A 20,804-nucleotide genomic window follows, 5' to 3' on the forward strand; every position below is an offset into this window, starting at 1 on the left:
GGTCTGCTATGGGCCGTTTGTGTTTCTTAAAACAAGTGGCGGGAATCGACAATTTTCCGCGTTTTCGACGAACGTCTATTGAGAGGAAATCTGTGAAAGGTTTAACGGGCCAGTTTGCTTGGCTTCACATCCGACGATTCCCACCTACAACACGTTCATAGCCATACTGCGTGGGGGTCAAAACTCGTAAGTGACTGTCAAATTTAACTTTCACGAAAATTCAGAATCTCCCGCCGCGAGGCGTGCCGGTTCGAGTCCGGCCTTGGGTACCAACTTGTTTTGGCAGGTTTTCCGTAAAAATTCATCTATATGTCTACGGCTGATTTAAGCTGATCTCCGGCTTTTAACCTCTGGTTGTTGATTGCTGAGAGGTCGCGCTGCTGGGCTCCGATGTCAGGCGCTGGCTGGCGTGCGAGAGACCTGAATCGCCCGACACAGCGCCACCCTTTCTTCGGTGGCGGCTTGGTCCAACACCTCGGTGGCTATGTCACTGGGCTGCAATCCGACCGCTTCAAAGATGATAATGGTGACAATATAAAGTGAAAAGAAAGCAATCAGCAGGCGCTCACGACGATAGACAGGGTGGGATTTATATTCACCACTTTTGCCTTGATTGATTTCATTATGTCTAGATTTATGCTGATATATCGCGCTTGTATAGGCTCGTTGAGGTACTGTTTAGCTGAACTGAAAACAGCCGGATTTGCTCGCTTGGTGCGCTTATAAATCTGATGTAAATCAGCACAAAACAGTCACGTAGCCCTATGATTGGTCGGTATATGAAATCCACCTACAAAGATGTTAAGTCCGACCTTTTGTCTAAAATCACAAAGGGCGAATGGGCGCCCGGTGATCTCATTCCAAACGAAGTTGAGCTGGCCACGACTTATGGTTGCGCGCGCGCAACTGTAAATCGCGCGATGCGTGAACTGGCCGATGACGGGATTATTGAACGTCGGCGCAAGGCAGGAACGCGTGTGCGTATGACGCCTGTGCGTCAGGCCCGTTTTGACATTTCTGTTGTTCGCGACGAGATCACGGAAAAAGGGGGTGACTACCGTTATTCACTGGTCAGCCGCACGGTTGATGTCGCGCCCGATTGGCTGCGGGCGCGTTTGCAATTACCAGTAGATGCTAAGGCTCTGCATTTGGTGTGCATGCATTATTCAGACGGTGTCCCCTACGAACACGAGGATCGCTGGATAAATTTGACAGCCTTGCCCGATGCCGCGGACGCAGATTTTTCAAATGAATGTCCAACCGAGTGGTTGCTCGCCACGATACCCTTTTCAAAGGCAGAAATTAACCTCTCGGCGGAACTGGCGGATCAAAAGTTATGCGACTATTTGGCCTGTTCGGTCGGCGATCCGGTGTTTTCGGTGGAACGGTCCACATGGTGGGAAGGTGACGCTGTAACCTACGTGCGGTTGTCGTATCGCCCCGGATACCGGCTTACGACCCGTTATTAACTCTTGGAGGACGGGGGAGCCGTGTTAAGCCCCCCCCCCCGTTGAATTTCAGAGAATACCGGGCAGGTTCAACCCGTTCTCGCGGGCGCAGTCGAGCGCCTCGTCATAGCCCGCATCCGCGTGCCGCATCACGCCAGTCGCGGGATCGTTCCACAGCACGCGTGCGATGCGGCGGTCTGCGTCCTCGGTTCCGTCACAGCAAATCACCATGCCGGAATGCTGCGAAAAGCCCATGCCGACGCCGCCGCCGTGATGCAGAGATACCCAAGTGGCCCCCGATGCAGTATTCAAAAGCGCGTTGAGAAGCGGCCAATCGGACACAGCATCAGAGCCGTCTTTCATCGCTTCAGTTTCGCGGTTTGGCGACGCAACGGACCCTGAATCGAGGTGATCGCGGCCAATCACGATGGGCGCTGACAATTCCCCATTTCGGACCATCTCATTAAACGCGAGGCCAAGTTTATGGCGCACGCCCAAGCCAACCCAGCAGATGCGGGCGGGGAGGCCTTGAAACGCAATCCGCTCTTTCGCCATGTCCAGCCAGTTGTGCAGATGTTTGTCCTCGGCCAAGATTTCTTTCACTTTGGCGTCGGTTTTGTAGATATCTTCGGGATCGCCTGACAGGGCCGCCCAGCGGAACGGGCCAATGCCCCGGCAGAACAATGGACGGATATAGGCGGGCACGAAGCCGGGGAAATCAAAGGCGTTTTCCAATCCTTCATCCAGCGCGACTTGGCGGATGTTGTTGCCATAATCAAACGTCGGAATGCCCATTTTTTGCAGGTCAATCATCGCCTGAACATGGACGCGCATAGAGGCCCGCGCGGCTTTTTCGACAGCCTTAGGATCGCTTTCGCGTTTCTGTTTCCACTCGGCCATCGTCCAGCCTTGGGGCAAGTAGCCGTTGACGGGATCATGGGCGGAAGTCTGATCGGTCACCATGTCGGGGCGCACACCGCGCGCGGCGATCTCGGCAAAAACATCTGCCGCATTGCCCAGCAGGCCGACGGACTTTGCCTCGCCCGCGGCAGTCCAGCGTTCGATCATTTCCAGCGCTTCATCCAGCGTGTCGGCGCGTTCGTCCACATATCGGGTGCGTAGGCGAAAATCGATGCTGTCTGGGTTGCACTCGACGGCCAAACAACAAGCGCCTGCCATAACAGCGGCCAAGGGTTGCGCGCCGCCCATGCCGCCCAAACCGCCTGTCAGAACCCATCTGCCCGTTAAATCGCCACCATAATGTTGCCGACCCGCCTCAACAAATGTCTCGTAAGTCCCCTGAACAATGCCTTGGCTCCCGATGTAAATCCATGAGCCCGCGGTCATCTGGCCGTACATCGCCAGACCCTTTTTATCGAGCTCGTTGAAGTGATCCCAATTGGCCCAATGAGGTACAAGGTTTGAGTTCGCGATCAGAACGCGCGGCGCGTCCTTGTGGGTTTGGAACACGCCGACAGGCTTGCCTGATTGCACCAGCAGGGTTTGGTCTTCCTCCAGCTCGCGCAGGGACTTTACGATCATGTCGTAATCTTTCCACGTGCGTGCAGCACGGCCGATGCCGCCATAGACCACCAATTCATGCGGATTTTCTGCCACATCTGGGTGCAGATTGTTCATCAACATCCGCAACGGGGCTTCGGTGAGCCAGCTTTTGGCGGTGAGCTCGGTTCCAGTTGCGGGGAACACGTCACGGGAGTTTTTGCGCGGGTCGCTCATGTTGTGCCTTTCAGTGTCGGGGCCAATTCGGCCAGCTTGGTCAGGATTTCGGTTAGGTGCACCCGAAGGCGCGTGGCCCCGGCGATGTCATAGGCCCAGGGCGCCGCTTGATCTTTTAGGTAAGTGGATTGAGCCAATTCCATTTGGATGGCATGGACCCCGTCGCCAGGTTGGCCGTAGTGGCGCGTTGTCCAGCCGCCCTTGAACCGGCCATCCGTGGTGGAGGTATATCCAGCAGCATTGGCGCAGATATTCTGCGTTGTTGTTTCAATTTCGGGGGCACATGTGGTGCCCAAATTGGTGCCAATGTTGAAGTCCGGCAGGGTGCCATCAAACAAGAACGGGATGTCGGACCGGATAGAATGGCAATCATACAAAATAGCGACGCCGTGGATGCTGCGTACACGGTCCAGTTCCGCCTTTAAGGCCGCATGGTAGGGCGCATGAAATGTTTTGCGGCGGCTTTCGATTTGGGCGTCGGTGGGCTTGGTCTTCCAAATGTCGTGGCCGTCAAAATCGGTCAGTGGCACCAGCCCTGTGGTGTTTTGGCCGGGGTATAGCGAGGCGCCAGACGGGTCACGGTTGGCATCCACCACGTATCGGTGGAACGTGGCCCGCACAGTGGTCAGACCTGGCAAAAGCCCGTCATAGAGCCGGTGAATGTGCCAGTCGGTATCATTGAGGCGGCGCCCACCTGTGTTTAAATCTGCCAGCACATCCTCGGGCACATAGGTCCCTGTGTGGGGCAAGCCCAACACGATGGGGCCGCTGCCTTGCTGAATTTCAACAGGGTTCATTGGCGCGCTCATAGAGCCAGCTCCGGCATTTTGATGTCTGCGGCGCGGGTGATCTCGCCCGATGCGATCATCGTGGCGGCGCGTTCCAGATCGGGGGCGAGGTAGCGATCGTCGGCCAGCGTCTCTACGTCTTGGCGAACCCGCGCGACGACCCGTTGCAAGATGTCGCTTGTCGCCAGGGGCGCGCGGAAATCGATGCCCTGCGCGCCGCACAGCAACTCAACGCCCAAAATGCGGTTTAGGTTGTCGATCATTGGGCCCAGACGGCGCGCACCGTGGGCGGCCATGGATACGTGATCTTCTTGGTTTGCAGATGTAGGTGTGCTGTCGGTCACGCAGGGATTGGCGAGGTGCTTATTCTCGCTCATCAATGCGGCGGTGGTGACCTCGGCGATCATATATCCGCTGTTCAGGCCGGGATTAGGCGTCAGGAACGGTGGCAAATTGAAGCTCAGCACAGGGTCCACGATCAGCGCCACACGGCGTTGCGCAATGGCCCCGATTTCGGCAATCGCCAGCGCGATCATATCAGCGGCAAAGCCAACAGGTTCGGCATGAAAATTGCCGCCCGAGACGATAACATCGGCGTCGATCAGCACCAGTGGATTGTCCGTCGCGGCGTTGGCCTCGATTTCAAGCGTGCGCGCAGCCATGCGCAACACATCCATCGCAGCGCCCGTGACCTGTGGTTGGCAGCGGATGCAATAGGGGTCTTGGACGCGGGCATCATTCACCATATGGCTGTCGCGAATTTCGGACCCTGCCAGCAGCGCGCGCATGGTTTCCCCGGCTTCGATCTGGCCCCGATGGCCGCGCAATGTGTGGATCTCAGGCTGTAATGGAGCCGTGGAGCCCATGATCGCATCCGTCGACAAAGCCGATGTCACCAACGCGGAATGCGCGCCACGCCACGCGCCGAACAACCCGGCCAAGGCGAACGCGGTGGAAAACTGCGTGCCGTTGATCAAGGCAAGCCCCTCTTTGGGGCCAAGCTCTACCGCCGTAAGCCCAGCAGCCTTCAGCGCGTCAGCACCAGACATGACGGTGCCGCCAAATTCTGCCTCGCCGTGGCCCATCATAACGGCGGCCATATGGGCCAGCGGGGCCAGATCACCCGACGCGCCCACAGAACCCTGGGCGGGGATCACAGGCGTGACACCTTTGTCGAGCATCTGCTCAAGCAGCGTTACGATCTCAAGCCGAACTCCAGACGCGCCGCGCCCGAGGCTGAGCAATTTCAACGCCATCACCAGCCGCGCATGGGCACGCGGGATCGCGGGGCCAACGCCACAGCAATGGGACAGGATCAGATTGCGTTGGAGTGTCGCGGTATCTTTGGCCTCAATCTTGACAGAGGCCAGTTTGCCAAAGCCCGTGTTGACACCGTAAACCGCGTCCGTCCCGGCCACCGCAGCCGCAATGCGCGAATGGGCCAGTTCGATCGCGGGGTGACATGCCGGATCGAGGCGTACGGCATCTTGGTTCCAAAAGATGCTGTGCAGGTCGTCCAATGTGACATTGCCAGGAGTGAGGGTAAGTGTCGTCACGATATGCCTCCGGAAAAGATGCGAGAATGAAGGGGATTAAATCCGATGCGGTACGCCAGCTCGGCCGGGTGTTTGATGTCCCAAACAGCCAAGTCAGCACGCATACCTGCTGCGATTGTGCCCATATCGGTAAGGCCCAGGGCGCGGGCAGCGTTTTGGGTAACACCGCGTAGCGCTTCTTCGGGCGTCATGCGGAAGAGGGTGCAGCCCATGTTCAACGTCAGCAGCAAGGAGTTGAGCGGCGATGAACCGGGGTTGATATCCGTGGCCAATGCCATCGGCACACCGTGTTTGCGCAGCACGTCTATCGGCGGGGCTTGGGTTTCGCGCAGGGTGTAGAACGCGCCGGGCAGGATGACGGCAGTGGTGCCTGCATTGGCCAAGGCGATCACGCCGTCCTGGTCGAGATATTCGATATGATCGGCTGAAAGTGCACCATATTGCGCGGCCAATTTCGCGCCGCCTAGATTGGACAATTGTTCGGCGTGTAGTTTGACAGGCAAGCCCAATTCACGTGCCACATCGAACACGCGGGCAATCTGGGAGGGCTGGAATGCGATGCCTTCGCAGAACCCATCAACAGCATCGACCAACCCTTCGGTATGGGCTGCGCGTAGGGTGGGAATGCAGACCTCGTCAATATAGGCATCAGCGCGGCCAGCATATTCCGAAGGCGTCGCATGTGCCCCAAGGAAGGTGGTTTTGACGATGAGCGGGCGGTTGTCCATGATCGCGCGGGCAACCCGCAGCATCCGCAACTCTGTATCGGTATCAAGGCCATAGCCGGATTTGACTTCGATAGCAGTCACGCCCTCGGCAATCAGGACATCGACGCGCAGCAAGGCATCGGCCAGCAATTGCGCTTCGCTCGCCGCGCGGGTTGCTTTGACGGTGGATGCGATACCACCGCCGGCGCGTGCGACCTCTTCGTAGGTGGCGCCATTCAAGCGCATCTCAAATTCAACAGCGCGGTCGCCACCATGTACAATATGAGTGTGGCAGTCGATCAAACCGGGGGTAACGAGACGACCACCGAGGCTGGCTTTCGGCAGCGAATTGTAGCTCTCGGGCAGGTCTGCGACCGGGCCGACCCAGTCAATCAATCCGTCGATAACTGCAATCGCGGCATTGGAAATCAGGCCGTAGGGCGCGCCGCAAGCAGCCATTGTCGCGGCGCTTAGATCAACAAAGACGGTGCTTTTCTGGGGCATTTGCATTCACCAATCGCTCATTATTTCGCTTTTCTAGTATGTGAGGATGTGCAATATGTCTATACATAAAAATCAGGAGTCGCCAAGTGATTTTCGCCAAGCAAGCCAAGCTCGCAACCGGATGGGCCCAGAACGTCCGCCTTACTGTCATTGACGGGCGGATCACCACCATTGCGTCTGAACAGGCTGCGCAGGCGTCTGATATCTGTGTTGATACGTTGCTGCCGTCAGTTGCGAACCTGCACAGCCACAGTTTTCAGCGGGCCATGGCGGGCATGACCGAGTACCGTATGGCGGGCAAAGACAGCTTTTGGACATGGCGCGATCTGATGTATCGGTTTACCAGCCATCTCACGCCGGAACATGTCGAAGCGATTGCTGCATTTGTGTTTCTTGAGATGCAAGAAGCAGGATATGCCAGCGTTGGCGAATTCCACTATCTGCATCATCAGCCGGACGGAACACCCTATGATGATCTTGGCGAATTGTCGGGGCGGATCGCAGCGGCGGCCTCTGCGACGGGGATCGGCCTGACCCACCTTCCTGTATTGTATACGTACGGCGGGGCCGGGCAGGCCGCGCTGCAACCGGGGCAGGCACGATTTGGCAATACGGTCGATCAGTTCAATGAATTGGTCACGCGGGCGCGTCAGCATGTTGGGCATTTGCCCGATGACTGCGGCGTCGGGATTGCGCCCCATTCACTCCGGGCGACGTCGCCGGATGATTTAAGGGCCGTTCTCGCCCACAACACCCAAGGCCCCATCCATATTCACATCGCCGAGCAACCCAAAGAAGTTGCCGACATAGAAAGCTGGTTGGGCGCAAGGCCGGTTGAATGGCTTCTGGAAAACGCAGATATCAATTTGGACTGGTGCCTGATCCATGCGACCCACATGACCGCGGATGAAACACGAGGCGTGGCAAAATCCGGTGCCGTCGCGGGCCTTTGCCCCATCACAGAAGCAAATTTGGGGGACGGGCCGTTCAATGGCCCCGCCTACTTGACTGCGGGGGGCGCGTTTGGGGTCGGATCGGATTCCAACGTGCTGATCTCTCTAACCGAAGAATTGCGCACCCTCGAATACTCACAACGCCTGCGCGACATTGCGCGCAATGTTATGGTTGTTGGCGAGGGTTCTGTTGGCGATACAATTTACACCGGCGCGGCCAAGGGTGGAGCGCAGGCACTGGGGCGCGGCGCAGGCGAAATCGCCGTGGGCGTGCTGGCGGATCTGGTGGCGATTGACAGCACAGCACCCTCTTTATGTGCCCTCCGCCAAGACCAGCTATTGGACGGTCTGGTGTTTGCCGCGAAAGATGATGTTGTAACTGATGTTTGGTCCGCAGGACGCCATGCGGTACGGGACGGGCGACACATCAAACGCGATGAAATTATCGCAAACTATCGGGCGGCACTGCAAAGCTTAATGGCCTCGGTCTGATCTAGATAGGTCAGGCGAATTTCCAAAGCGGCGTCGGTGCTGGCCATTGATAACGTCTGATCAGCATCGTCAGCAAAAGCGGTGTCGCCAATGGCCAGCGGAATTTCATTAATGCGCGGGGTGCCCGCCAGCACATGAAGGGCGCGCAGCCCTTGGGCAGGACTGGAGATGATTTTTTCCATGGGGCCGCGCAGTACCTTAACCTGACCGTCGCAGAGCGTGGGGTTGAACATCAGATTCAGATCGGTCAACGGGCCGTCGGTCAACTGCGCTGAAACCGGCAAGCCACCATCAAAGCGGATAGGGGTCCAAAGTGTCGCTTCCAGTGGCTTTTCGGGGGTTATCAATGCCATTTTGCCACCCGAAACTACAGTTAGAATTCGTATCATTCCTGCAAAGTCCGAAAACGGTCCATCCTGCGCTACATCGGCACGGCTGATGGTCCAAGCCACCTGATCTGTTGTCCGCCCCTTGGCGATATTCCGGGTGATCCCACCACCGTTCTTCCAGGGGAGATCTGTCAGTTCGGTACATTTCACAACCTGCATGGAATATTTACTCCCTCTTGGCATGCGATCTTTGATCAATGCTTATCTGGCCTGTGTTTGATGCGCAAAATAATAATAAGTATATACATAAACAGGTTCCCATCCCGATGAGAACCCGTGCTGCCGTCGCTGTTGCTACTGGAAAACTGCTCGAATTTTACAGGACTTGGCGGGTGCTGCTGCTATTGCTTTGAAAATCGGCGATTAACGTTGCATTGCCTTCGGAGGGCTAGGCAGATGTCTCCTAAACTAACGACGCCGAAAGGCGGCAACACCTTCCACACCCGGCCTTAAGGCGTGCGCGATTTTACCTTCTCAGCAGGGCGGTATGCTCTATCCGCTTTCCACGGGCGGCCCGAGGGCGTAGGCAGCGCTTAACCCTGTAAAATCGAGACATATCATGGCGCAAAATGCCACCATCTACAAAGTTGAGCTGTCGGTCTCTGACATGGACCGCCACTATTACGAGACCCATAAACTGACCATCGCGAAACACCCTTCGGAAACCGATGAGCGGTTGATGGTGCGCCTTGTCGCCTTTGCCCTGAACGCGCATGAGCATTTGGAAATGACCAAGGGGCTGTCCACGGATGATGAACCGGACATCTGGCAAAAAAGCCTAAGTGGCGAGTTGGACGTTTGGGTGACCCTGGGCCTGCCCAGCGAAAAAATCTTACGCCAGTCCTGCAACAAAGCGGCCAAGGTTCTGGTCTACCCCTATGGCGGCAGAACGGCTGAGGTCTGGTGGGATAAGATCAAAAACAGCACCACCCGCTTTGACAACCTCGCAGTGGTGAACCTGCCCGAAGGTGAAACAAAGGCGCTGGCCGAACTTGCAGGCCGCGCGATGAAGCTTCAGGTGATGATTCAAGACGGTGAGGTGACGGTCAACTTGGAAGACGCGCTGGTCTCCCTGACGCTCGACAGATGGAAAACGGCCGCCTGATACAGGCGACGGGCGCGGCAGGGGGCACTCCACCTGCCGCGTATAACCTATATCTCTTGCCTGCGTTGCAGCACCGCGATGACATAGCCGATCACCATCGCCATCCCGACATGCCCGACAAAGGATGACTGCGTGTAGGCGCCAAACCCCATCATAAAGCTGCGCCCGATCAGCGGCGCCAGCAGCCCCTGCGCAATGAACCAAAGCGCAAGGCCCGACAGCGCCCCCGACAGCACGAGCCCCAGCCGCGTCACACGGTGCATCAGCCAGACAGTTGCGGAAAAGCCTGCGATCCCAATGGAAATATGCAACGCGAACCCAAGCCAATAGGGCAGGGTGACTCCGATGAGGTTGCCAAGCGCAACGAAAAGGTTCGCCGGAGCGAGCGCTACGCCAAAGAGGAGGGGGGAAAGCAGCCAAGCGTAAAGCTCAAAGGCGATTTCACCGGCAAGCCCTGCCAGTGCGAGGGTGCGAAGCGTCTGAGTAAGGGGCATGGGGGCGGTTCTCTTGAAAAAAGACAGCACATTTGGACCCCAGCCGCCGATCAGGCTTTGGGGGCAGATATCTGTCGGCCATGGAAGGGGAGAATGGGCGTTTACGCCCGCGCAATTGCGAAAAAGGCGCGCCGCAGACGGGCGCGCCTTTGGTTTTATACGTCGAGCTTGTTGTCGCCGCGGCTCCATGCCAACGGTTGGAACACTTCGTCCACGGGGGTTTCGGCCACGTGGTTAACGTAATTCGAGATGGTTTTCTGTGCCATGCCCAGGATCACATCCAGCACCGCACGGTGGCTGTAACCTGCGTCAAAGAACGTCTTCATCTCGGCTTCGGTCACATTGCCGCGGCTGCGCACCATTTTCACGGTAAAGGTCCGCAATGCTTCGAGTTTTGGCGTCGGCAGCGCGGTTTCATTGCGCAGCGCGTCGCTGATCTCGTCTGAGACTTTCATCATCTTGGCGATGCCGGTGTGCGCAGGCACGCAGTAGTGGCATTCGTTTTCGACATTGATCGACTGCCAAACAACGGTCAGCTCTTCGGCATCGAAATCGGTTTCAGTGAAAAGCTTGTGCAGTACCTGATACCCTTCATAGGCCTGCGGGCTTTCGGCCAGCACCTTATGAAGACCGGGGAGGCGGCCAAAGGCTTTTTGCGATTCAGCCAGCAGCGGCTTTGAAGCTTCGGGCGCGGTGTCTTGGTCGTGGGAAGGGAATGTCATGTGATTTGCCTTTGTAATTCGTTGATAGGTGTTAATTAGGGTTTCTTGAGCGATCACTCAAGTATATATTTGAGCGATCGTTCAACATCTGGTGATCTCATGCCCCGCAAGCCGAACCACGACCGAAATGAACTCATCGCCCGCGCGCGCGATCTGTTTTGGCGGCAGGGATGGGCGGGCACGTCGCTGAAAGACCTCGAAGCAGTGTTGAAGATGAAGCCCGGCAGTTTTTACGCGGCTTTCGGCTCCAAAGAGGCGCTGTTTGAGATTGCCTTGGATAAATATGCCGAGGATGGGGCCGGGCGGCTTGCAGAATTGGTAGAGGCACACGGTGCGATGGAGGCGCTTAAACGCTATCCCGGACTTGCCATCTGCCGAGAGGAAGCTCCGGCCAAAGCCTGTATGCTGTCCAAGACTTTGCTGGAACTTCAGGCTCATGGGCACCCACTGGCAAAACGGGCCAGCGCGCACCTTATGGGGATGGAGGAGCAATTCGCAGCACTTTTCGCGCAGCTGCAAGATAAGGGCGAAATTTCATCGGCGCATGATCCTAAGTCGCTCGCGCGGCGCTATCAAAGCGATCTGTTGGGCCTGCGAGTGTCGGCAGAGCGCGAGGGGATCGACGCCCATGCCATTGCGCGCGAAATCGCAGAGGGGCTATCGCGGCTCTAATTAAGTGCGCGACAGCGATTGGCTAGAAACCAGTGGCCGACCCCTCTGGGCCGTGGGCTGCACAGCGCGCCAAATACGAACGCTGCAAAGAAAAACGGCAGGGCCACGCAAATAGCCCTGCCGCATCATGTCACGCTAAAAAGCGATCAATCGTTAGACCAGCCTGAAACGGCTTTGACTTCGCAGAAGTCCTCGATGCCCCAGACGCCACCTTCGCGCCCGTTGCCCGAGCGCTTCATGCCGCCAAAGGGCGCCCCTGCGCCACGGCTTTCGCCGTTCATCTCAACCATGCCCGACCGCAGCTTGGCCGCCAGACGGTTGCGCCGCGCGCCGTCGGTTGATTGGACGTAGTTCGTCAGGCCGTAGACCGTGTCATTGGCCATCTCGACGGCTTGGTCTTCGTCCTCGAACTTCATGATCGACAGGACCGGGCCAAAGATTTCTTCGCGCGCGATGGTCATGTCGGGGGTCACATCCGCAAAGACCGTGGGTTTGACATAAAAGCCGCGGTTCAGATGCTCAGGCCGTCCGGTGCCACCGGCGACAAGGCGCGCGCCTTCGTCGATGCCTTTTTGGATCAGGTCTTGGATCTTGCCCCATTGTGCTTCGTTCACGACCGGGCCGATGTGGCGGCCTTCTTCGCTGGCGGGGCCAACTTCGACCTTATTGGCGACTTCGGCGGCGGTCTCAACCGCTTGGTCATAGACGCTGGCTTCGACGATCATCCGGCTTGGCGCGTTACAGCTTTGGCCAGTGTTGTTCATCATATGCAGCACGCCGCGCTTCACGGCCTTGTCGTCGGCATCAGCAAAGACAAGGTTCGCGCCTTTGCCACCAAGCTCCAGATGGACCTTTTTCAGCGTATCCGCCGCGTTCTTGGAAATCGCAATGCCCGCGCGGGTGGAGCCGGTGAAGCTCACCATATCCACGTCCTCATGGCCGGTTAGCGCGGTGCCAACGGTCATGCCATCGCCGTTCACAAGGTTGAAAACACCGGCGGGGAAGCCTGCCTCATCCATCATCTCGGCGAAAACCACGGCGCTCAGCGGGCTTTCCTCGGACGGTTTCAGCACCATGGTGCAGCCAGCGGCGACGGCAGCGCCCACTTTCAGCATCACTTGGTTCATCGGCCAGTTCCAAGGCGTGATCATCGCCACAACACCAACCGCTTCATGGATGATCCGGTCGTTTGGCGCGTGATCACCCAGCGGCTTCACGAATTTGAAATCTTTGGCGGCTTTGATGAAGTTCTTCAGGTGGCTATAACCTGCACCCCATTGCGAACTGCGCGCCAGATCGATGGGTGCGCCCATCTCGGTGCTGATCGCTTGGGCCATATCCTCGGTCCGGGACTTATAGACCTCGGCCAGTTTCTCCATCAGCGCGATGCGCTCTTCGGGGGCGGTGGCCATCCAGCCGGGTAGGGCGGCCTTGGCAGCGGCAACGGCGGCGTCCACGTCCTTGGCCCCGCCGAGCGAAATCACGGTGCAGGGCTCTTCGGTCGAAGGGTTGATGACCTTATGTTCGCTGCCCTCAAGGGGTGCGACCCATTTGCCGTTGATATAAAAATCACGTTTTTCGATCATGCTCTGTCTCCGTTATTGGCCAGGCGGGCGTCTCGGCTGCCGCCTAGATGTGTCCGGGAATCGCCGGCTCCCGATATGCCTAGGACAATTTTGCGGGCTGGAAAAGTTCAGAGGTTGTTTTTGATCAAAAAGACAGGTCCGGCGGTGAAAAACCACGGGAGAAACCACGGGAGCAACCACGGGGCGTGGGTGGATTAATCCTGCGCCGGGAACTTAATCTCAACGCAGAACCCGTCTTGGCCTTCGACCTTTAGGGTCGCTTCATGCTGGAAGGTCAGCGTGCGGATCATCCGCCAACCCAGCGAGTCTGACCGTTCGGGCCGTTTGGCATCGTCGGGCAGGCCAACCCCGTCATCATAGACCTTAAGCGTCAGCCCTTCGCCATCCATTTGGCTGACCTCAATAGTGATCACACCTTTGTCGCGCCCTTTAAAGGCGTGTTTATAGGCGTTGGTGATCAGCTCCCCAACGATGAGCCCGATATCGACTGCCAGTTTGTTGTCCATCTTGAGGCTGGGACAGATCAGCTTGATGCTGATGCTCTGGCGCTCTCCGGTAAAGGCGCGTTCGGCGTTTTTGGTGACCTCATCCAACATATCCGCCAGATCAAGGTCGGTGCTATCGGTGGCGCGTTGCATCAACTCATGCGCTTTGGAGAGTGAGCCGACACGGGTTTCCAGCTCGCGCAGCACTTGGCGCGTCTCATCCGCCTTGGCTTGGGTCTTGCTCATCCGGATCAGCGCCACGATCAGCGCAAGGTTGTTGCCAGTGCGGTGGTGGAGCTCTTGCATCAGAAGGTCGCGGTCGGCGATGCCTTCGCTCAGCTCGCGGTTCTGCTCGGTCAGCGCGGCGGTGGGGTCTTTGGCGTTGTAGGCCTCTAAGGCTGCCAAAGCGTCCGCTTTGATTTGCTCTACCGCGCCTTGCGGCTCTGGCAGCAAGAACTCCGCATGGACGCGGGTGCCCTCTTGGCCAGAGTCCACATCAAAGCGCGCCGCGATACGTTGCACGCCGCGCAGACCCAGACCCAAGCCCGTCTCAGACACGATATCGCGCGACGGATCGAGCTTTTCCTTCTCGATCCCGCGCCCCTGATCGATCACCGTCAGCCCAAGGGCGGGCTTGCCGTTAACCTCGGTCAGTGAAAACCGCGCCCGGCCTTTCTGGCCATGCTCAATCGCATTACGCCCCAATTCCACAGCGGCGGTCACGGTGCGTGTGCGCTCAAAAGACGTAAAGCGCATCGCTTCGGTCAAGGTCAGCGCAATCTGGCGCAGCGCCGCAATATCGCTGCCCTGTTCGAGGTTCACTGAGGCAAGGTTTGTGGCTTTCATCAGTCAGCATCTCGCGCAATGCGGATCACCGCGATAGAGGCATCATCACGCCCGCGGAAGGCCCGGTCGAGCAGGAAACCAGCAATTAAAAGCGGGGATTTCCAAAGCAGGCCTTGAGGCAAATAGCTGTCGCGCAGGGTTTTTAAGCCATCGCTGTGCAGGATGAGCAGATCATTCGGCACAAGATCAAAGCTCTCTTCATAGCCGCGGGTGGCGCGTGCGCCGATGCGCCCGTCGCGAACGGGCAGGCGTTTGATCTCTCCGTCACGTACCCGCAGGGTCGCGATATTGCCCAAGGCGGCATAGCGCAGCTCCATCTGCGGATGGGCGATATGCACAAGGGCCGCAACTGCGCCGCGCTTGCCAATTAGCTGTTCGGTTACCTCATACATGACCGCGCCGGGTTCGCTGTTAAAGCTGCGCGACTGCGACACGGCATCTGTCACTTCAAGCGAGGCGGCCGCGGCTTCGGGGCCGTGGCCCAACCCGTCGCAAAGCAAGATGTCAGTGGCATTCGGCGTCTGCCGCAGCAGATAGTCGTCGCCGCATTGATCTTCGTTTGGGTGGCAAACCCGCAGGGCCACGGCCTCAACCCCGTGGGTCGGGCGGGGGGCGTCCTTGGCAAAGCTGCACACGATGGTGGTGCCAACCTCAGGCCCGCTAAAGATATCAAAAGCGCTCGACAGGCGGCGGATTGCCCCAAGGCCCAGCCCGGCGGAATCGCCGCTGCTCATGCCGTCTTGGAACATGTGATCCATATCGCTAATGCCGGGGCCGCGATCGGTAAAGATCATCAAGATTACGTCGCCCTTGCCCTCTGCCGGGGCGTCGATCAAAACCCGACCCTGTTCGGCGTAGCGCAGGATATTGGTCGTGGCCTCAGTGGCAACGATGGCCAGTTCATCGATCCTGAGCTTAGGCCAATCGTGCCGTGCAGCCAGACTGCGCGCCGCACGGCGGACCACGGCGATGGCGCTTTGATCCTGTACTTCGACCCATTGTCTCATAGATTTACACTCATCAACACGCTGGTGCCCCCGCCGACGGCGGTGCGGATTTCAAATTTCTTGGCCAGCCGCTTTGCACCCCCCAAGCCACGGCCAAGCCCGCCGCCCGAAGTATATCCATCGCTCAGTGCCAATTCTATGTCTTCGATCCCCGGACCCTTGTCCCAACAGACCACGCTTAGCTGCTTGCGCCCCGGATCGACATAGATTGAAAATTCGCCCCCGCCAGCATGAACGATCGCATTGCGCGCGATTTCACTAACTGCGGTTGCAAAACGTGTCACAGTCAGCGCCGAGGCACCGTGTTCTTTCATGTAGCGCGCAACGGCTTGGCGCACTGTCACCGCGTCGCCGCTGGTATTTAACTTGAACTGAGAGAGAAGAACCTGCGCCCCAAGGTCCCTTTCGTCAAACGCGTCGTAGCTGGGCAAGGGCATGTGTCAGGCTTAACGCGGTGCGGATCTCTGGCAGATACATGCCAAGCTCGACCAGCGTGACCGCCACGGTGGGGCGCATGCCGACAACATAGGTATCTGCTGCCAGCAGGCGAGATATCCCCGCCAGCTGCGCGATCACACGTCCTACAAAAGTGTCCACGATCTCAAGCGCTGAGATATCAAGGATCACCCCGTCAATGCGGTTCTCGGATATTTTGGTCGACAACCGGTCTTGAAGCTCCAAGATCTCGGTGTCCGTGATGTCATCCTGTATCGAAACGAGGAGCGCATGTTCGACAAGATTGATCGGCGTGACACCAGCCACCTTATTGATCCTCAGTCTTCTTGATCACGTAGCCTACGGTCAGCAGCGCGTCCGACAGGGCGGTGCGAATGCTGGACCGGGTGGAAACAGTACCGACATCAATGCCAAGCTGCACCATGGTTTGGGCGATCATCGGGCTGATGCCGCTGATGATACATTCAGCACCCATCAGACGCACGGCTGCAGCGGCGCGCAAGAGGTGCTGTGCCACTTGCGTATCGACCGTGCCAACGCCGGTGATGTCCATGATGACCACTTCGGCCTGACGCTCAAGAATGGTCTGAAGCAGATTCTCCATCACCTCTTGGGCGCGGGCGGAATCCAGCGTGCCGATCAGCGGCAGCGTCAGGACGCGGTCCCAAAGTTCGACCACAGGGGTCGACAGTTCCAGCATCTCTTGGCGCTGGCGATCAATGATCTGCTCACGCTCGACGATGAAGATTTCGTTGGTATAGATTGCGAAAGCATCGACCAGACGGGTCACCAGCATCACATCGCGGATCAGCACGCCTTGATCAACGTCCTGCAGCGATTCCAACCGTTTGAAAAGCGGGGTTTTCAGCGCCAAAACGAACGTTGCCATCTCGGTCGGGGTCACACCGCGGTTGACCCGCTCGCGGCTGACATCGGCCAGAACGGCGCGCAGATCGTCCCACTGATTGTCGTCGAAATCGAAATCTTCGCCCGTGACGCCATCGCGCACACCTTTCGAGAAGGCTTTGAGCAGTTCGCGGTTCTGGTTCCGGCTTTCGGCGTCCGAAAAGAGGTCAGAACGCTTTACGCCTTCTTTGACCTGCGTTCCCAGCCACTCCTCGATGATCCCTTTAAAATCGGTGTCGAGAACAGTCAGTATATTCGCCGTAGCAGATTGCGGCATCTTGAACCCCAGTGTTTATTTCAAGCCCCATAGGCCAACCGTGAGGCAAAGTGTCAATAGGATGCAAGGCATTTGATCGGCGGCAACATGCCGTTCGTCAAAGGGAAGCGGCTGATAAGCTGCTGTTATTGCGCGCGCTCTTGCGATGGGTTTTCTGCGGAGCCGATTGAAAAAGGGGCAGCACCGGCGTTTTTACCTGATGCTGCCCCCCGTAATTTTCAGCCTTTCGGCAGCAGCCGGGTTATTCTGCGGCCTCGCCGGGGTGGCGCGGCACGAGCGCGCGCACCAGATCACGCATGTGCAGCACGCCAACCTGACGGCCCTCACGCATGACGCGGTAGTTGTTTGTCGTATCGCCCTCTGACACGGCGATGATCGATTCCAGCGTATCGTCGTAATCGACCTCACCCGCCACATCGGTCGGCGGCACATCGGTCTTCTCCATGACAGAGCGGACCCGCAGCACCCTTGCGCGGTTGATGTCGCTGACGAAGGCTTCGATATAGGGGTCGTTCGGGTTCAGCAGGATGTGCTGCGGCTCGCCCTGTTGAACGATGAAGCCGTCTTTGAGGATCACCAGATGGTCCGCCAGTTTCAGCGCTTCATCCAGATCGTGGGTGATGAAGATTACCGTCTTGTGCAACTCCTCCTGCAACTCGATCAGCAGGTCCTGCATGTCGGTCCGGATCAATGGATCGAGCGCGGAAAACGCCTCGTCCATCAGCATCACGTCAGAGTTCGAGGTCAGCGCCCGCGCAATGCCCACACGTTGCTGCATCCCGCCCGAAAGCTGTGCAGGGAACTGCTCACCTTGACCTTCCAGCCCCACACGGTCGAGCCACTTGGTGGCCTCGGCGGCGTATTTCGTGCGTGTTTTGCCTTCGATCTCCCAGCTTAGCCCTGCGTTTTCCAGCACGGTCCGGTGCGGCAGCAGGGCGAACTTTTGGAACACCATCGACATTTCGTGCTTACGCAGTTCCCGCAGGCGACGCTCGTTATAATCAAGAATGTTCTCACCGTTCATGATCACTTCGCCCGCCGTGGGGTCAATGAGCCGGTTGAGGTGCCGGATCAGCGTCGATTTGCCCGACCCCGACAGCCCCATGATCACCGTGGTCTTGCCCGCAGGCATATCCACGTTGATGTTATTGAGGCCGAGCACATGGCCGGTTTCAGCCTGAAGATCGGTCTTGCTCATGCCGCCGCGCACCTTCTCCAACGCGCCCTGCGGGTCGTCGCCAAAGATCTTATACAGGTTGCGAACGCAGATTTTGATATCGTCTGTCATGGCTGGTCTCACTTCTGCGATGCATTGATCCGCGCGAGCGCGGCTTTGGTGACCCGGTCAAGGATGATCGCCAGAAGGACGATCCCCAGACCCGACAGAAGACCGACGCCCAGCTCAAGGCTCCGGATACCGCGCAGGACAAGCACACCGAGACCCGGGGCCGAGACCAGCGAGGCGATGACCACCATGGCGAGGCTCATCATGATGGTCTGGTTCACACCGGCCATGATGTTGGGCAGGGCCAGTGGGATCTGCACCTTGAAAAGCTTTTGACGGTTGGTCATGCCAAAGGCATCGGCGGCCTCAATCACGTCTTGATCAACCAGACGAATGCCCAAGTCAGTTAGACGCACCACCGGGACGATGGCGTAAAGGATGATCGCGATGCCGTAGAGTTTCGGCTCAGTCACCGAGAACAAGAAGATCAGCGGGATCAGATAGACAAAGGGCGGTAGCGTTTGAAGCATGTCCAGCACCGGAATCATGCTGCGTTGGACCCGGTCACTGCGCGCCATGGCGATGCCAATGGGCACGCCCAAAAGCACACAGATAAAGGCGCAGACAAAAATAATCGCCAGCGTCTGCATCGTGTGGTCGTAAAAGTCGATAAACGCCAGAAAGCCAAAGACCAGCGCCACCAGACCCACCAGCTTGAGCGAACGGCCCACCGCATAGGTGATCAGCATCAAGAGCGGGATCATGATGAACCACGGCACCGCTTGCATGATCCACAGCGCGTTTTCTAAGGCCCAGCTTAGCGGTTGGGTTATCGGATCGACCACGACCTTCAAACTGTCTTTGATCGCAAGAAACCCTTGCTCCAACCCTTGGGTCAGATCGCGCGATTGGGGGATCGCGTCGCAGCTGTCGTGCAATGCGTCAAGCGAAGGGAAGGGCGTATCCCAAAGGGTCGTGTCCGCGTCGCCGCCTGCTTGCCCCATAAGGTCGGCCATGGAGCTGAGCCCACCGCCCTGGTCGTCGCCGCACCAGCCGCGCAGGCCGAGCGTGTCAAAGAAGTTGTCGTAAGTTGCCATCTGTCGCTTTCCCGGCCCGGATCAGGCCGTTACCTTAACGAGAGCGCCGTTCAACATGCGATGTGCACGGAACAGTCTGCTCTCACGAGAGGCTGCAAATCTACACCTATGTCCTTGCAAAGAAACTGCGGAGCGCGGCCTAAGCCCGCGCGCAGTGGGTGTGAAAAGACGTAAGTCCTGCCGCCGTTTATGAAACAATCGGGCGGGAACCTCAAAAAAGGTCCCCGCCCGAAAATCTGTTATACGGTCTTACTGTTCAAGCAGCTTGGACAGGTTGCCGCGCGCGTCGTCGCTCAGCCAATCGGCCCAGACGTCTTTGTTGTTCTGCAAGAAGTAAACAGCCGCTTCCTCGTTGGAGGCGTTGCTTTCACCTTGCCAAGCCAGCAGCTTGCTCATCTCGTCGGTCTTGAAAGTGACGTTGCCGATGAATTTCGCGATTTCAGGATTGTTGTCGTGGAAATCCTTGGTCATCACGGTCAGAACCGGTGCCGTTGGGAAGGCCGACGGCTTGGGATCGGGATTGTCGGCGTTCTGGTTTGCGGTATGCGCGGCTTCGTCATACGCGCCCATGTCGACGCTGGTCATGTCGAATTTACCCAGCGGCGTGGTGGGGCCCCAGTAGTAGCCGAACCATGGTTCTTCGCTTTCATAGGCCGAAGCCATGGAGGTCGACAAAGTCTCGCCCGAGCCGTGGTTGAAGACTTCGATGCCGTTGCCTTCGAGGTCAAAGGCGCGCGCGAGGTTGTCGTTTACCAAGCGGCAGCCCCAGCCATCGGGGCAGTTGTTGAACATGCCACCGACCAGTTCGGGGTTTGCCAGAATGCCGTCGAGGGTTGTCAGCTCAGGATGCGCTTCGGCCAGATAGGTGGGGATCCACCAGCCTTCGACACCACCGGGGTCGAGCACGCTTGTCAGCTCAACGATCTTGCCGTTCTCTTTCAGCTTCTTGTAGGCATCACCGGCAGAGTTGGTCCACATTTCCGGCACGATGTCCGGCTCGTTGTTTTCCGACAGCGAAGTCACGGCGGGCGTGGTGTCAGACGGCACAGTGGTCACGTCGCAGCCGTAGCCCTGAACCAGCAGGAATTCGGTGACGGCGGTGACGATCTGTGCCGAGGCCCAGTTCATTTCCGCGATCGAGACTTCGCCGCAGTCCTGAGCGGCAGCAGCCATGGGGGTCGCGACGGCGAAAACCGTGCCAAGCAAATAGCGTTTCATAGTGATTTCTCCTTTATTGCATCCACAGTGCAACGCAGGCGCGCACCGCTGATCTTTGAGCCCGTTGCATCATGAAAAAGCCAGTCACGTCATAGGACGCGGCAGCTCTAAATGGCCGGGTTTGCTGGAGATAA

20 protein-coding genes are annotated in these 20,804 nt (G+C 57.9%); 4 read left to right on the forward strand and 16 right to left on the reverse strand.

Features of this window, described 5'->3' with window-relative positions; translation table 11 throughout:
- Nucleotides 1–779: 779 nt before the first annotated feature.
- Complete coding sequence (locus DSM14862_RS06405) at nucleotides 780–1,469, forward strand: UTRA domain-containing protein (protein ID WP_040701469.1); 690 nt, start codon at nucleotides 780–782, stop codon at nucleotides 1,467–1,469.
- 48 nt (nucleotides 1,470–1,517) lie between these two features.
- On the opposite strand, the gene hutU is transcribed toward DSM14862_RS06405, so the two are convergent.
- The 4 genes from hutU to hutI are packed head-to-tail and all read right to left on the reverse strand — an operon-like array spanning nucleotide 1,518 to nucleotide 6,746.
- Complete coding sequence (gene hutU, locus DSM14862_RS06410; RefSeq protein WP_007120381.1) at nucleotides 1,518–3,185, reverse strand: urocanate hydratase; 1,668 nt, start codon at nucleotides 3,183–3,185, stop codon at nucleotides 1,518–1,520.
- Nucleotides 3,182–3,982, reverse strand: coding sequence for an N-formylglutamate deformylase (hutG, locus tag DSM14862_RS06415; RefSeq protein WP_007120382.1), 801 nt, complete (start codon nucleotides 3,980–3,982; stop codon nucleotides 3,182–3,184). The genes hutU and hutG overlap by 4 nt, the downstream gene beginning before the upstream one ends.
- Nucleotides 3,983–3,990: 8 nt before the next feature.
- Nucleotides 3,991–5,529: a histidine ammonia-lyase gene (gene hutH / locus DSM14862_RS06420; protein ID WP_040701471.1), complete on the reverse strand. Its 1,539-nt coding sequence runs from the start codon at nucleotides 5,527–5,529 to the stop codon at nucleotides 3,991–3,993.
- Nucleotides 5,526–6,746, reverse strand: coding sequence for an imidazolonepropionase (gene hutI / locus DSM14862_RS06425; RefSeq protein WP_007120384.1), 1,221 nt, complete (start codon nucleotides 6,744–6,746; stop codon nucleotides 5,526–5,528). Before hutI ends, hutH begins: the two co-directional genes overlap by 4 nt.
- 80 nt (nucleotides 6,747–6,826) lie before the next feature.
- Between hutI and DSM14862_RS06430 the strand changes: the two genes are divergently transcribed.
- Complete coding sequence (locus DSM14862_RS06430; protein ID WP_007120385.1) at nucleotides 6,827–8,185, forward strand: formimidoylglutamate deiminase; 1,359 nt, start codon at nucleotides 6,827–6,829, stop codon at nucleotides 8,183–8,185.
- On the opposite strand, the gene DSM14862_RS06435 is transcribed toward DSM14862_RS06430, so the two are convergent.
- On the reverse strand, nucleotides 8,146–8,733 hold the full coding sequence (locus DSM14862_RS06435) for a HutD/Ves family protein (protein ID WP_007120386.1): 588 nt from the start codon (nucleotides 8,731–8,733) through the stop codon (nucleotides 8,146–8,148). The two genes, DSM14862_RS06430 and DSM14862_RS06435, sit on opposite strands and share 40 nt — an antisense overlap.
- Before the next feature lie 400 nt (nucleotides 8,734–9,133).
- Here DSM14862_RS06435 and DSM14862_RS06440 point away from each other — a divergent pair, with 400 nt between their 5' ends.
- Nucleotides 9,134–9,679 carry a YaeQ family protein gene (locus DSM14862_RS06440; protein WP_007120387.1) on the forward strand — a complete coding sequence of 182 codons (546 nt, stop codon included), beginning with the start codon at nucleotides 9,134–9,136 and terminating at the stop codon, nucleotides 9,677–9,679.
- A gap of 47 nt (nucleotides 9,680–9,726) precedes the next feature.
- Here the strand turns inward: DSM14862_RS06440 and DSM14862_RS06445 are convergent, their stop codons facing one another.
- On the reverse strand, nucleotides 9,727–10,173 hold the full coding sequence (locus tag DSM14862_RS06445; RefSeq protein ID WP_007120388.1) for a hypothetical protein: 447 nt from the start codon (nucleotides 10,171–10,173) through the stop codon (nucleotides 9,727–9,729).
- A gap of 155 nt (nucleotides 10,174–10,328) precedes the next feature.
- Nucleotides 10,329–10,895 carry a carboxymuconolactone decarboxylase family protein gene (locus tag DSM14862_RS06450; RefSeq protein WP_007120389.1) on the reverse strand — a complete coding sequence of 189 codons (567 nt, stop codon included), beginning with the start codon at nucleotides 10,893–10,895 and terminating at the stop codon, nucleotides 10,329–10,331.
- A 99-nt stretch (nucleotides 10,896–10,994) separates the two neighbouring features.
- Here DSM14862_RS06450 and DSM14862_RS06455 point away from each other — a divergent pair, with 99 nt between their 5' ends.
- Nucleotides 10,995–11,567 carry a TetR/AcrR family transcriptional regulator gene (locus tag DSM14862_RS06455; RefSeq protein ID WP_007120390.1) on the forward strand — a complete coding sequence of 191 codons (573 nt, stop codon included), beginning with the start codon at nucleotides 10,995–10,997 and terminating at the stop codon, nucleotides 11,565–11,567.
- A 146-nt stretch (nucleotides 11,568–11,713) separates the two neighbouring features.
- Here DSM14862_RS06455 and DSM14862_RS06460 read toward each other — a convergent pair whose 3' ends face one another.
- The 9 genes from DSM14862_RS06460 to DSM14862_RS06500 form a co-directional block, all read right to left on the reverse strand.
- Nucleotides 11,714–13,153: an aldehyde dehydrogenase family protein gene (locus tag DSM14862_RS06460; protein WP_007120391.1), complete on the reverse strand. Its 1,440-nt coding sequence runs from the start codon at nucleotides 13,151–13,153 to the stop codon at nucleotides 11,714–11,716.
- A gap of 194 nt (nucleotides 13,154–13,347) precedes the next feature.
- On the reverse strand, nucleotides 13,348–14,484 hold the full coding sequence (locus tag DSM14862_RS06465) for a sensor histidine kinase (protein WP_007120392.1): 1,137 nt from the start codon (nucleotides 14,482–14,484) through the stop codon (nucleotides 13,348–13,350).
- Nucleotides 14,484–15,491 (reverse strand): ATP-binding protein, encoded by a 1,008-nt coding sequence (locus DSM14862_RS06470; protein ID WP_007120393.1) that lies wholly within the window; start codon nucleotides 15,489–15,491, stop codon nucleotides 14,484–14,486. Before DSM14862_RS06470 ends, DSM14862_RS06465 begins: the two co-directional genes overlap by 1 nt.
- Entirely contained in the window at nucleotides 15,488–15,928 is a 441-nt protein-coding gene (locus tag DSM14862_RS06475; protein WP_007120394.1) for an ATP-binding protein, read from the reverse strand. The genes DSM14862_RS06470 and DSM14862_RS06475 overlap by 4 nt, the downstream gene beginning before the upstream one ends.
- Entirely contained in the window at nucleotides 15,900–16,253 is a 354-nt protein-coding gene (locus tag DSM14862_RS06480) for an STAS domain-containing protein (protein WP_007120395.1), read from the reverse strand. The genes DSM14862_RS06475 and DSM14862_RS06480 overlap by 29 nt, the downstream gene beginning before the upstream one ends.
- Before the next feature lies 1 nt (nucleotide 16,254).
- Nucleotides 16,255–17,130, reverse strand: a complete 876-nt coding sequence (locus tag DSM14862_RS06485; RefSeq protein ID WP_007120396.1) for an STAS domain-containing protein — start codon at nucleotides 17,128–17,130, stop codon at nucleotides 16,255–16,257.
- Between the two features lie 241 nt (nucleotides 17,131–17,371).
- A complete protein-coding gene (locus tag DSM14862_RS06490) occupies nucleotides 17,372–18,418 on the reverse strand; it encodes a quaternary amine ABC transporter ATP-binding protein (RefSeq protein ID WP_007120397.1) in 1,047 nt (348 codons plus the stop codon).
- 8 nt (nucleotides 18,419–18,426) lie between these two features.
- On the reverse strand, nucleotides 18,427–19,452 hold the full coding sequence (locus DSM14862_RS06495) for an ABC transporter permease (protein ID WP_007120398.1): 1,026 nt from the start codon (nucleotides 19,450–19,452) through the stop codon (nucleotides 18,427–18,429).
- 249 nt (nucleotides 19,453–19,701) lie between these two features.
- Nucleotides 19,702–20,670 (reverse strand): ABC transporter substrate-binding protein, encoded by a 969-nt coding sequence (locus DSM14862_RS06500; protein ID WP_007120399.1) that lies wholly within the window; start codon nucleotides 20,668–20,670, stop codon nucleotides 19,702–19,704.
- Nucleotides 20,671–20,804: the final 134 nt, after the last annotated feature.

This window comes from Sulfitobacter indolifex (genome assembly GCF_022788655.1).
Classification (GTDB): domain Bacteria; phylum Pseudomonadota; class Alphaproteobacteria; order Rhodobacterales; family Rhodobacteraceae; genus Sulfitobacter; species Sulfitobacter indolifex.